Source organism: Brachybacterium horti (genome assembly GCF_054777615.1).
Genome location: NZ_BAAHAM010000003.1, coordinates 600,609 through 612,809 on the forward strand (window position 1 = coordinate 600,609; position 12,201 = coordinate 612,809).

Consider the following 12,201-nt stretch of genomic DNA (forward strand, 5'->3'; position numbering starts at 1 on the left):
CTCCCGCTACGCTCGTGCCGTGACCCTCGCCGCCGACCCGCCCCGCCCCGTCGCCGCCGGTCCCCGCCCGGTGCGGAGCCTGCTCACGGCGCGGGGGCTCGTGCCGCCGCTGATCGCCCTGATCGCGGCGCTCGGCTACGGGCTGCTGGGCGTGCAGCAGTGGCGCTCGCTCGACGCGCCGTCCTGGGACCTGGGGATCTTCACCCAGCTCGCGAAGGACTACGGCACGTTCTCCGCCCCGATCGTGCCGATCAAGGGGGACGGCGCGAACCTGCTGGGCGACCACTTCCATCCGATCCTCGTGCTGCTCGCCCCCGTGTGGTGGGTGTGGCCCTCGGGCGCGGCGCTGCTGTGGACGCAGGCGCTGCTGCTGGGCGCCTCCGCGATCCCTCTCGCGCGGCTCGCGATCGACCGCCTGGGCACGCTCCCCGGCACCCTCGTGGGCCTCGCCTACGCGCTGTCCTGGGGGCTGCAGGCCGCGGCGGCCGTGCAGTTCCACGAGATCGCCTTCGGGGTGCCGCTGCTGGCCCTGTCCCTCACGGCCCTGCTAGGCGGGCGGCTGCGGGCGGCGGCGCTGTGGGGCGGGGCGCTCGTCCTGGTCAAGGAGGACCTGGGGCTCACGGTGCTGATGCTGGGGCTCGTCATCGCATGGCGGTCGCACACGGAGGAGCGGTCACGCGCCGAGGAGCGGTCACGCACCGAGGGACGGCGCTGGGGCCTCGGCCTCGCCGCCTGGGGGCTCGCCTGGTTCGTGCTCTCGACCTTCGTGATCCTGCCGCTGCTGAACGTGGGCGGGCGCTACGACTACACGGGCAACCTCGGGTCCGTCTTCGACGTGTTCACCCCCGCCTCGAAGTGGCAGGTGGTGCTCATGCTGCTCGCGCTGGCGGGGATGGTGGGGCTGCGCTCGCCGCTCCTGGTGCTCGTGCTGCCCACGCTCGCCTGGCGCTTCACCGGCACGGTCGAGTTCTACTGGGACTGGACCTGGCACTACAGCGCGATCCTCATGCCGGTCGTGATCGCGGCGCTGCTCGACGCGCTCGGCGACCGCCGCACGGGCCGCGCGGGCGACTGGACGGGGACCTCCGCGGCCCGGCCCGGCGCCGTGGTGCGCGGCCTCGCGATCGGTGTGTCCCTCGCGGTGACGGCGACCCTGGGCGGGGCACTGCCGCTCGTGGACGTGCTGCGTCCCTCCGCCTGGCAGGAGAGCCCGCGGCTCCCCGCGGCCGAGCGCGCCCTGGACGCGCTGCCCGAGGGCGCCGTCGTCGCCTCCGACATCACCCTGCTCGCCCGTGCGGTCCCGGACCACGACGTGCAGTGGGTGCACGGGCCGAACCGGCGGGTCCCGCAGTGCGTGCTCGTGGACGAGCAGGCCTTCTCCTGGAGCGGCGCCCCGCCCTCCGACGTCGCCGCCTGGGCGCACGAGCAGTACGGGGCGACCTACTCCGTGACCTCGGACGACGGCGGCTTCGTGGTGGCCTGCCGCTCCTGAGCGCCGGACGGGGGGCTCAGCCCTCCGCGCCCGTCCCGGCGCCCGTCCTCGCGGCGGGATCGGTGACCGGCGAGGCGGAGCCGGAGGACGTCCCCCCGCCCGGCCCTCCCGGATCGCCGGTCCCCTCCGACGGCGTCCCCTCGCCCGGGGCGCCGCCGGTCGGCGTGCCGTCATCGGGATCGGGCACCGTGGGGTCCGGCGTCGTGGGCTCGGGATCGGCGGGGTCGGAGGGCGAGGGGCTCGCGGGCTCCTCCGACTCCGACGGGGTGCTCGACCCGCCGGTGCCGCTGCCGCCGGAGCCGCCCTTCCCACCGGACGACCCCGTCCCGCCCGAGGAGGATCCGCCGCTCGACCCCGACCCCGACCCCGACCCCGAGGATCCGTGGTCCCCGCCGGTGCCGCGCGTCGTGCTGCCTCGCGTCGAGGACGTGGTCGCCGGCTCGACGGGGGTCGTGCCCTCGGCCGCGGTCTCGCGGGCGATGGGCTCCTCGACCGCGGGCGCGTCCGTCGTCGGCGCCTCGGTCACGGGCGCCTCGGTCGCGGGCTGCTCGGTCGTCGGCTGCTCCGTGCTCGGGGGTGCGACCGTCGGCTCCTCCGAGGCGGACGGCGAGGCGCTCGGCGACGCGGAGGGCGGCGTCGAGGCCACGGCGCTGCCGGCGTCGTCCTGTGCGGAGGATCCGCCGAGGGCGCCGAGCGGTCCCATGCCGGCGAGTCCGAGACCCGTGAGCCCGCCCACGAGGACGAGGCACGAGGCGGCCGCGAGCACGGGCGTGCGGCGGCGCGGCGGCAGGGGGAGGGAGCTGCGGATCCCGGTGGCTCGACGGCGCATGCGCACAGGGTATCGGGAGATTCCGGACCCCGACACCAGGGTCCGTGCAGGTCACGCCGGTGCGGTCCGGCGCGGTCTCAGAGCTTCACGGAGCGGCTGCGCCGGGCCGTCGGATCCACCGCCGCCTCGTGCCGCCGTGTGCGCGCGGACTCCACGCGCAGGCGCCACGGCGAGTACCGCTCCGCGGCGAGCGCGAGCCGGAGGCCGCCCGCGAGGGTCTGGTCCGCGGGCGTCGCGGGGAGCGCCGCGAGCGACCGGGTGAGGCGGGGCAGCTCCATCTGCGCCCCGCTCACGGCCCAGCGGGCGGCGACCTGCGCGAGCGGCGTGCGCGACTCGAGCAGCACGTGGCCCGCGCCCGGCACCTCGAGCATCGCCGCCTCCGGCATCGCCGCGGCGAGCGCACGCGAGAGGTGCGGGGGCCGCACGAGGTCCCGCTCCCCCGCGAGCACGAGCGTCGGCGTCGTGATCCCCGCGGCGAGGCGGGGCATGTCCCAGGGCTCCCCGGCGAAGGGCGGGACCCCGTGGCCCTGCGAGGCGGCGAGGCCCAGCGGGTCCAGCGGGCCGCCGTCGGCATGGTGCCCGTATCCGAGCTCGGTGTGCGCGATCGGGGCGACGAGGTCGTGCTCGTCGACGTACGGGGTGGACTGCAGCCAGTCCTGGGCGAGCACCTGGCGCACGCTGCTCCAGGTGAGGCGGCCGCGGCCGAGTGCGAGGAGGTCCACGAGGTCGCGCACCGCGGCGGGCCCGCCGTGCTCGTGCACCGCGAGCACCACCGCTCCCGCGTGCCGGCCCTCCACCTGCCCCTCCTCCACGAGCCGCCGCAGCACCGACGCCGTGGAGGAGGTCGCCGGGACCGTCCCGTCCCAGTAGGCGGCGCGCAGCGCGTCCCGGCCCGCGGCCTCGTCGTCCGGGGTGATGAGCGGGGAGTCCAGCACCAGGGAGGCCACGCGCTCCGGATGGTGCGCGGCGAGGGCGAGCGCGAGATGGCCGCCGTAGCCGGCGCCGTAGACGGCCGCCTCCGGCACGTGCGCGTGGTCGAGGACGGCGACGAGATCCGCGAGCACCTCCGTCAGGCGCATGCCGTGGCGCGGCAGGTCGCGGCCCGCGCCGTCCTGCCGCGAGAGCCCCACCCCGCGGTGCTCCATCATGATGACGTCCATGCCGCGGTCGCTGAGGGTGCGGCGCAGGCGGTCGTAGGGCAGCACCGAGGCGCGGCCGGGCCCGTCGGGGATCAGCAGCAGCGGCACCTGCGGGGCGGCGACCCCGGCGCGGCGCGCGGCCTCGAGGTCCTGGGGCCGCGGATGCCGCGGCGTGCGCCGGGCGTACCGCAGCGGGAACAGCCGCGGGTCCACCCCCGAGATCTCCCGCAGCACCGTCATGACGTCCCCGCGCAGCAGCAGCAGGTCGTCCTGCGCGGAGCGCTCGAAGAGCTCGACGGACCTCACGCGGTGCGCTCGTCCCGCCCGATCGTGCTCCACAGGAAGCTGTAGAGCAGGGCGTTCATCCGTGCGGCCTGCTCGTTCGTGGCCGCGCCGCCGTGTCCTCCCTCGATGTTCTCGAAGGAGCGGACGTCCGCCCCGAGGGACTCGAGCGCCGCCGTGAGCTTGCGCGCGTGCCCGGGGTGCACGCGGTCGTCCCGGGTCGAGGTGAGCACGAAGGACGGCGGGTACTCGACCCCCTCCGCGAGCAGGTGGTACGGGCTGAAGGTGCGCACGAACTCCCAGTCCTCGGTGTCCGGGTCGCCGTACTCGGCCATCCAGGAGGCGCCCGCGAGCAGGTGCGAGTAGCGCTTCATGTCCAGCAGCGGCACCTGGATCACCACGGCGCCGATCAGCTCGGGGTAGCGGGTGAGCATGTTGCCGGTGAGCAGCCCGCCGTTGGAGCCGCCGCGCACCGCGAGGTGCTCGCGGTCCGTGACACCGCGCTCCACGAGGTCCTTCGCGACGGCGGCGAAGTCCTCGTAGGCGCGGTGGCGGTGCTCGGTGAGCGCCGCCTGGTGCCAGCGGGGGCCGTACTCGCCGCCGCCGCGGATGTTCGCGATGACGTAGCGGCCGCCGCGCTCGATCCAGGCCTTCCCGATCGGGCCGACGTAGCTCGGGGTCAGGGAGATCTCGAAGCCGCCGTAGCCGTAGAGCAGGGTGGGCACGGGGGTGCCGGCCTCGGCGGCCTCCTCGGCGCCGCGCGGCGAGATCTCGAAGTACGGCACGCGGGTGCCGTCCTCGCTCGTCGTGAAGTGCTGGGTGACGTCCATGCCCTCCGCGTCGAAGCGGGCCGGGGCGCGCTTGATCGTCTCGAGCTCGCCGGGGGCGCCGCCATGGGGCACCTCGGAGAGGTCGCCGAGCAGCAGGGTCGTGGGCTCCACGAAGTCGGTGACGGTGATCCAGACGCGGTCGTCCTCGTCCGCGTCGAAGGCGGCGACTCCGAGCGCGCCGCGCAGCTCGGGGTAGAGGTCCTGGCTGATCCACGCGCCGTCCTCGTCGCGGTGGTGGACCTCGAGCCGGTGCACGACGTCCTCGAGGATCGAGAGCACGATCGTGCTGCGGGTGATGGTCATGCCGTCGAGGGAGGTGGAGTCCGTGGGCTCGAAGAGCAGGTGGAGGTCCGGCTCCCCGTCGAGGAAGGAGGCGAAGTCGCCGACCACGAGGGAGCCGGCGGGGAACACCTGCTCCCCCACGGTCCAGTCGCTGCGCGGGGAGAAGACGCCGAGGTCGCGGTGGGCGTTCGCCTCGAGGTCCCGCGGCACGTCGATCGTCGTGAGCCGCACGCCGTCCTCGGTCCCGATCCCCTCGACGAGGTGGAGGGTCTGGTCGTAGAAGGCGTGGGCCTGCAGCACCCAGTCGCGCTCCCAGCCGGGGGTGGAGTCGTGGGAGGCGAAGGCCGCGAGGTCGGACTCCGCGGCCTCGAGCACGAGCTCGGCCTCGGCGAGCGGGGTGCCGCGGCGCCAGATCCGCGCCTGCCGGGCGTAGCCGGAGCTGGTGAGCGTGCCCTCGCCGAAGTCGGTGGACGCCCAGACGGTGTCCTCGTCGATCCAGGCGAGGCTGCCCTTCGCCTCGGGGCGCTCGAAGCCGCCCTCGGCGGCGGGCACGAAGGTGAGGGTCTCGAGGTCGAACTCGCGGGTCGTGTCCGCGTCGGAGCCGCCGTGGGAGAGGTCCACGAGGGCGCGCCGGTAGGGCTGCCCGGGGGCGGGACGCAGCAGGCGGGCGCCGTGCCACACCCAGTCCTCGCCCTCGGCCTCGTTGAGCGCGTCGACGTCGATCAGCACCTCCCATTCGGGCTCCTCGGTGCGGTAGGACTCGAGCGTCGTGCGGCGCCACAGGCCGCGCTCATGCTCGGCGTCGGTCCACACGTTGTAGAGGTGGCCGCCACGGTGAGTGACGCCGGGGATGCGGTCGCTCGCGTCGAGGATCTCGAGGATCTCCCGCTGGAGGGTCGCGGCGAGCGGCGCGCCGTCCGGGCCGGTGACCGCGTCGAGCTCCGCCTCGGCGCGCGCGTTGTGCTCGCGTACCCAGTCCAGGGCCTTCTCGCCGGTGACGTCCTCGAGCCACAGGTGCGGGTCGGAGGAGCCGTCCGGCGCGGGCAGGGACGGGGTGGGGGTGGTGCTCATCGCTGCTCCTGCGTGGTGTCCGTGGTGGCGTCGAGGCTGTCGGTGAAGTCGGTGAGGGTCTGCTTCCAGGCGGCCTTCCAGGCCTCACGCTGGTCGGCGTCCTCCATGCCCTTGTGGGCGACGGCGAGGGTGCAGCGGAGGCGGCCGCGCTGCTCGTCCTTGGCGCAGATGTTGATCGAGGCGCGCGAGCCGTCGAGCCCGGAGGCGCGCCAGTAGCGCCAGCGCGCGGTCTCGCTGATCGCGGGCTCCTCGAGCCGGAGGTCCTCGCGGCGCTCGGGGGTCATGAAGGCGCTCCACGCGGCGAGCACCGCGTCCCTGTCCCCGGGGACGGTGCGGGAGGCGGAGACGGCGAAGTCGCCCTCGCAGGTCTGCCCCACGACGCGCAGCCCCACGACCTGCTCGTAGGCGACGGCCACGCCCTGCGCCCACCACTCCTCGACGCCGTGGCGGTCCACGAGCAGCCGGGCGATCTCCCGGTGGCCCAGCTCGCGCGCGCCGGCGGCGTCCAGGCGCGCGGTCCACTCGGCGAGCGGGGTGCCGGTGGCGCGCTCGATCGCGGCGACCTGGGCGTGCTCCTGCGGGGGGATCGTGACGGGGAGGTCCTGCATGGGGCCAGACTACGGTCCCGCCCGTGTCCCCGGTCACGGGGAGCCGTGGAACACTCGAGGTCATGTCCTCCCTCCCCCGCCGCCGTGCCCTCGCCCTCGCGCTCTCCCTGCCGCCCGCCCTCGCCGCGTGCACCGCGGGCGGCGGCTCCGACGGAACCGCCGACGGCGGGACGTCCGACGGGGGCGTCTCCGACGGCTCCGCGTCCGACGGCGGCGGCGCCTCGGACGGCGCGGCCACCGCGGAGCCCACGACCCCCGCCCCGCCGAGCGCCGCGGAGCTGCTGCTCGAGGATCTCTCCGAGGACGACCTCGCCGCCCAGCTCGTCATGGTGGGCGTGCGCACGGGCACCTCGATCGACCCGGAGCTGCTCGAGGAGCATCCCGTGGGCGGCTTCTTCCTGCTCGGCGTGTGGGAGTCCGCCGACGCCGTGGACGAGGTCGTCGACGCCGCCCTCGACGGCGGCCGCGAGGACCTCCCCCCGCTGCTCGCCGTGGACCAGGAGGGCGGGCAGGTGCGCATGCTGCGCGGGAGCGCCGCCCGTCGCACCTCCTCCGCCGCCCGGCTCGGCGAGGAGGGGGCGGAGGCGGTCACGGAGGCTTACACGAGCATCGGCGAGGACCTCGCCGCGCGCCGCATCCCGCTGGCCCTCTCCCCCGTCGCGGACGTCGTCGACCCCCAGCTCGGCGAGGACAACGGGCCCGTCGGCGCGCTGGACCGCGGCTTCGGCACGGACCCGGAGCAGGTGGGCGCGTGCGTGCGCGCGGCCGTCGAGGCGCTCGACGCGCAGGGGGTGGGCGCCTCCCTCAAGCACTTCCCGGGCCTGGGCCGGGTGCGGGAGAACACCGACTTCTCCGCCGAGGGCATCGAGGACACCACCACGAGCGCGGAGGACCCGTTCCTCGACTCCTTCGCGGAGGGCATCTCGGCCGGCGCGGACGCCGTCATGCTCGCCTCCGCCGTCTACCCGCGGATCGACCCGGACAACGCCGCGATGTTCTCCTCCGCCGTGGTGACGGACCTGCTGCGCGGGAGCCTCGGCTTCGACGGCCTCGTGGTCACCGACGACATCGGCGCCGCGAAGGCCGTCGCGGACGTCCCCGTCGCGGAGCGCGCGACCCGCCTGCTGGCCGCGGGCGGCGACGTCGTCCTCACCGCGGACCCGTCGATCGCCGCCGAGCTCGCGGAGGCGATCGCCGCCTGGGCGCAGGAGTCGCCCGAGCAGGCGGCCCGGGTGCGGGAGTCCGCGGGACGGATGCTCGCGCTCAAGGAGAAGCGAGGCCTGCTGGGCTCCTGATCACCCGCGCCGCCCAGGGGGCGGTCAGCTCTTGTCGAGGGTGATGAGGTGGTTCAGCGGCCGGCGCACCTGCGCGGAGCGGGTGATCTCCCAGTCCGCGGCGTGCGCGGTCGCGCTCGCGACGAACTCGCGGGCGGTCGCGATGATGGTCGCGAGGTCGTCGTCCTCGCCCTCCTCGCCGATCTCCTCGAGCTCCCCGGCCCGGTCGAAGTCCGCGATCCGTGCGAGCTGCGCGGCGATCGCGGCCGAGTAGGTCGCCCCCGCGCCGGCGACGTGCCGGCCCGCCTCGCGCTCGGCGCGCAGCAGGTCCGTGCCGCCGGGATGGACCACGACGTCGACGGCGTCGTCCTCCGCGGGCAGCAGCCCGCCGCTCATGACGACGGCCTGCGGGCCGAGCCCCTGCAGGGCGAGGGCCTGCTCGCGCATCTCCTCGATCGTCGTCGCCTGCGGGCGGCCCAGCAGCTGCGCCGCCTCGGCGAGGTTCGGGGTGAGCACGGTCGCGAGCGGCACGAGCTCCGAGCGGAGCGCATCGGCCCCCTCGGCGGAGATCAGCGGGGCGCCGTCGGAGGCGATCATCACCGGGTCCAGCACGATCGGCCCGAACCGGTCGCGGTGCGTGCGCACGGCGTCCGCGACCGTCTGGACGATCGCGGCGGTGCCGAGCGCACCGATCTTCAGGACGTCCACGTGGAGGTCGCGGACCACCTCGTCGATCTGGGAGCGCACGACATCAGGGGGCAGCGGGTGCGTGCCGCGCGGTCCGTGTCCGGCCACGGAGGTGACGAGCGTGATCGCGCTGGCCCCGTAGACGCCGAGGGCGGTGAAGGTCTTGAGGTCCGCCTGGACGCCGGCGGCGCCGGCGGCGTCGGACCCGGCGACGGTGAGGACGAGGGGCGGGCGCATGGGGTTCTCCGTTCGTTCGCTGGCGGGGAGTCTAGCGGCGGGTCCTGGTGACCCGATGGGCGTGCGCTCGCCGTGCACCGCGCGCGCCCGTGCGAGAATCGCCCCCGGGCGGCACGATCGGGACCGCCGGACCAGGGGTGAGGGGAGGCGGGATGTCGCCGACGCAGGATCAGGGCACCGGCACGGGCTCCGCCTCCGGGCTGCCCGACTTCGTCGGGTCGGGCCCCGACGGGCTCCCCGACTACGAGCACGGCGTCGACGATCCCGTCGGCCCCACCGAGGGCGCGCGGCGCCGCACCCTCGTGCTCGTGCTCTCCGTGATCGGCTCCGCGCTCGTGCTGCTCGCCGTGGGGGCGCTCGTGCTGTCCCAGACCGTGTTCCGCGGCCTCGACGACGAGGAGCGCACCGTCGCCTCCTCGACCGCGTCGCGCAGCGCCGAGGGCCACGAGGAGTACGTCCCCAACGAGGAGGACCCGTCCCTCGCCCCGCCGCCCCCGATCTTCACCCAGGCGCCCACCACGGACTGCACGATGCCGGAGTACGCGCCGGCCGCCGCCGCCGATCCGGGGACGGTGCGCGGGGGGAACCTCCAGTACACGCCCCCCGAGGGCTGGGACTACCCGTGGAGCGAGAGCTCGCTGCCCTACATGTCCGAGGTCGGCTCCCAGGGCCGCAACGTCGAGGGCTCCTGGTACAGCGTCGTCAACCTCGGCAAGGTCGAGTTCACCGAGGACGAGGGCGGCTACCCCGGCCTCGAGCAGGCCGCCGTGACGATCTTCCAGTGCTACGCGACGACCTCCGGCGTGCTCGTGGGCTTCGGGGAGAACCCCGAGGTCACCGACCACCGCTCCGAGCCGACGACCGTGGACGGCCAGCCGGCGTGGATCGTGCAGGCCACGTACCACTTCGAGGACCAGGACCAGTTCAGCAGCACGAGCGCCTCGATCGTCACCTCGATCGTGGTGGAGACCCCGGACGGTCCCAGCGCCCTCGCCTCCGACGTCGCCGCCGACCACCCCGACCACGTCCAGAACCTCGAGGACATCATCGCGAGCCTCGAGGTCGTCGGCTGACGACCCGCCCCACCGGACCGCCCTTCAGGAGCATCGATGCACACCGGACCGAGCACCACGACGAGCCCCGGCACCGGGCCCCAGCGACCCGGCGGCGGCCGCGGCATGCCGCTGCTCATCGGCGGCCTCGCCTTCGCGGTCGTGTTCCTGCTGATCGTCGGGGCGACCGTCGGCTATCTCGTGCTGCGTCCCGGCTCCGGCGGCGGTGACCCGACGGCGAGCGCGACGGCGACCACCGAATCGGCGAGCGCGAGCACCGAGCAGACCACGGAGGCGACCAGCGCCGCGGAGGAGGAGCGGTGCTGGTCCCCCGACCAGGCCCGCAGCTCGAAGAATCCCTCGGGCAAGCTGCGCGGCGGCGGCCTCGAGATGATCCCCCCGAAGGGCTTCGACGACCGCACCGACACCACCCAGGCGAACTTCGTGACCGACGCGTCCCGGGCAGCGGCGAAGGTCGAGGGCACCTGGTACTCCACCGTCGCGGTCGGCGAGGTCGAGTGGCAGCCGGGGGTCGAGTACCCCGGGGACCGCGACGCCGCGGAGCGCATCTTCGCGTGCCTCGTCTCCAACAGCGCCATCTGGGACGGCACCTCGGGACGCTCCGTGCAGGACCAGGTGACCGAGCCGGTGACCGTGGCGGGCATGTCCGGCTACCGCACCACCGGGGTGCTGCACTTCGGCCAGGACAAGCTCGAGAAGACCGACGGCACGCGGATCATGGTCGCCGTCATCAGCACGCCCGAGGGTCCCTCCGCCTTCATCTCCGACGTCGCCGTCGGCGTCACCGAGCACGAGGAGGCGCAGAACACCGCGTACGACTCCCTCACCGGCCTCTCCGGCTGATTCAGACCACCGAGGAGGCGAGACGGCAGAGGTTGTCCAGCAGCATCATGGGTGCCGGCCGCTTCTTCCACTCCTCGAGGGTCAGCTCCCGGCTGCGGGAGCGGTAGACGTCCTCCACCTCGCGCATGCGCTCGATGAAGTCGGAGCCGCCCACCATCATCGAGCTCTCCATGTCCAGCAGGAACGAGCGGATGTCCATGTTGGAGGAGCCGATGACGCTCACCGAGTCGTCGATCGTCACGTGCTTGGCGTGGAGGATCGTGGGCGCCCGGTAGAGGTGGATCCGCACCCCCGCCTCGAGCAGCGACGTGTAGTACGAGCGCTGGGCGTGGAAGACGAGGAACTGGTCCCCGATCTCGGAGACGAACAGCTCGACCTCGACGCCGCGCTTCGCGGCCGTCGTGAGGGCGGCGAGCATCGACTCGTCGGGGACGAAGTACGGGCTCACGGCGCAGATGCGGTGGCGCGCGGAGTAGAAGAGCTGGTTGAACAGCAGCAGGTTGTTCTCGAGCACGAAGCCCGGCCCGCTCGGCACGAGCTGGCACTCGTAGGTGCCGGAGGTGTCCGGTGCCTGGCGCACGAGCTCCTCGTCCTCGAGCACCTCGTCGGACTCGAAGTACCAGTCGATGCCGAAGAGCAGGTTGAGCTCCGAGACGATCGGCCCGCGCAGCCGGGCCATGGTCTCCTGCCAGTGCAGGCCTCGGCGGATGTTCGCGGGCTTGTCGTAGTGGGAGGCGATGAGGTTCTGGCTGCCCATCCAGCCGCGGGCGCCGTCGATGACGAGGAGCTTGCGGTGGTTGCGCAGGTCCGGCCGCTGGAAGGCGCCGTCGCGGAAGGGGCGCATGGGCATCATCGGGAAGTGGGCGATGCCGTGGGCGTCGAGGAAGCGGCGCATGGCCTTGTACTCGCGGCGGTGGCTCACCGAGCCCCAGTGGTCGTAGAGCACGCGCACGGTGACGCCGCGGTCGGCGACCTCGCCGAGGGCGCCGAAGAAGTCGGCGGTGACCTCGTCGAGCCCCATCGTGTAGAAGAGCACGTGGACGTCCTCGCGGGCGGTGCGGATGTCCGCGGCCATGCGGGCGAGGGAGGTCTCGTAGTCGATCTCGAGCTCCACGTCGTTGTTGCCGACGAGCGGGAACGCGCCGAGCTCGCGGTTCAGGCGCACGGCGGACTGCAGCCAGCTGGGGCTGTCCTCGTCGAGCTCGCTGTCCGGGATGCCCTGGGCCCGCACCCGCATGAGGCGGTTGACCTGCTGCTGCTTCTCGCGGCGGGCGCGGGGCAGCTGGGCCTTGCCGAGCAGGAGGTACAGCGGGAAGCCCACGATCGGCAGCACCATGATCGCGAGCAGCCAGGCGAGCGCGGAGCCGGGGCGCCGGTTGCGGGGCACCACCACGAGCGCTGCGAGGCGCAGGACGATGTCGACGACGAGCAGGGCGTAGGTGCCCACGACGACGCCGTGCTCGGTGATCCACTGCCAGAGACCCTGCACGGGCACTCCCTTCACGACGGAGCGGCGGGCCCCCGGTTCCGGGGACCCGCCGCTCAGCCTACGGA

10 protein-coding genes are annotated in these 12,201 nt (G+C 74.3%); 4 read left to right on the top strand and 6 right to left on the bottom strand.

All coding sequences use genetic code 11. The features are described 5' to 3' along the window. Nucleotides 1-19 precede the first annotated feature (19 nt). Nucleotides 20-1,492 (top strand): DUF2079 domain-containing protein, encoded by a 1,473-nt coding sequence (locus tag ACYVAP_RS12180; RefSeq protein ID WP_498860821.1) that lies wholly within the window; start codon nt 20-22, stop codon nt 1,490-1,492. 16 nt (nt 1,493-1,508) lie between these two features. On the opposite strand, the gene ACYVAP_RS12185 is transcribed toward ACYVAP_RS12180, so the two are convergent. The 4 genes from ACYVAP_RS12185 to ACYVAP_RS12200 form a co-directional block, all read right to left on the bottom strand. Then, nucleotides 1,509-2,321 carry a hypothetical protein gene (locus ACYVAP_RS12185; protein ID WP_498860822.1) on the bottom strand — a complete coding sequence of 271 codons (813 nt, stop codon included), beginning with the start codon at nt 2,319-2,321 and terminating at the stop codon, nt 1,509-1,511. Between the two features lie 77 nt (nt 2,322-2,398). Next, complete coding sequence (locus ACYVAP_RS12190) at nt 2,399-3,766, bottom strand: alpha/beta hydrolase (protein WP_498860823.1); 1,368 nt, start codon at nt 3,764-3,766, stop codon at nt 2,399-2,401. Further along, a complete protein-coding gene (locus ACYVAP_RS12195; protein WP_498860824.1) occupies nt 3,763-5,925 on the bottom strand; it encodes a prolyl oligopeptidase family serine peptidase in 2,163 nt (720 codons plus the stop codon). The genes ACYVAP_RS12190 and ACYVAP_RS12195 overlap by 4 nt, the downstream gene beginning before the upstream one ends. Continuing rightward, nucleotides 5,922-6,533 (bottom strand): hypothetical protein, encoded by a 612-nt coding sequence (locus tag ACYVAP_RS12200; RefSeq protein WP_498860825.1) that lies wholly within the window; start codon nt 6,531-6,533, stop codon nt 5,922-5,924. The genes ACYVAP_RS12195 and ACYVAP_RS12200 overlap by 4 nt, the downstream gene beginning before the upstream one ends. A gap of 62 nt (nt 6,534-6,595) precedes the next feature. On the opposite strand from ACYVAP_RS12200, the gene ACYVAP_RS12205 reads away from it, so the two are divergent. After that, nucleotides 6,596-7,828 (top strand): glycoside hydrolase family 3 protein, encoded by a 1,233-nt coding sequence (locus ACYVAP_RS12205; protein ID WP_498860826.1) that lies wholly within the window; start codon nt 6,596-6,598, stop codon nt 7,826-7,828. A gap of 24 nt (nt 7,829-7,852) precedes the next feature. Here ACYVAP_RS12205 and thiD read toward each other — a convergent pair whose 3' ends face one another. After that, nucleotides 7,853-8,731 carry a bifunctional hydroxymethylpyrimidine kinase/phosphomethylpyrimidine kinase gene (thiD, locus tag ACYVAP_RS12210; protein WP_498860827.1) on the bottom strand — a complete coding sequence of 293 codons (879 nt, stop codon included), beginning with the start codon at nt 8,729-8,731 and terminating at the stop codon, nt 7,853-7,855. A gap of 152 nt (nt 8,732-8,883) precedes the next feature. On the opposite strand from thiD, the gene ACYVAP_RS12215 reads away from it, so the two are divergent. After that, complete coding sequence (locus tag ACYVAP_RS12215; RefSeq protein WP_498860828.1) at nt 8,884-9,804, top strand: hypothetical protein; 921 nt, start codon at nt 8,884-8,886, stop codon at nt 9,802-9,804. Nucleotides 9,805-9,840: 36 nt separating this feature from the next. After that, the gene (locus tag ACYVAP_RS12220) at nt 9,841-10,647 is read left to right on the top strand and encodes a hypothetical protein (protein ID WP_498860829.1); all 807 of its coding nucleotides are present in this window, start codon (nt 9,841-9,843) and stop codon (nt 10,645-10,647) included. A 1-nt stretch (nt 10,648) separates the two neighbouring features. Here ACYVAP_RS12220 and cls read toward each other — a convergent pair whose 3' ends face one another. Beyond that, nucleotides 10,649-12,136, bottom strand: coding sequence for a phospholipase D-like domain-containing protein (cls, locus tag ACYVAP_RS12225; RefSeq protein ID WP_498860830.1), 1,488 nt, complete (start codon nt 12,134-12,136; stop codon nt 10,649-10,651). Nucleotides 12,137-12,201: the final 65 nt, after the last annotated feature.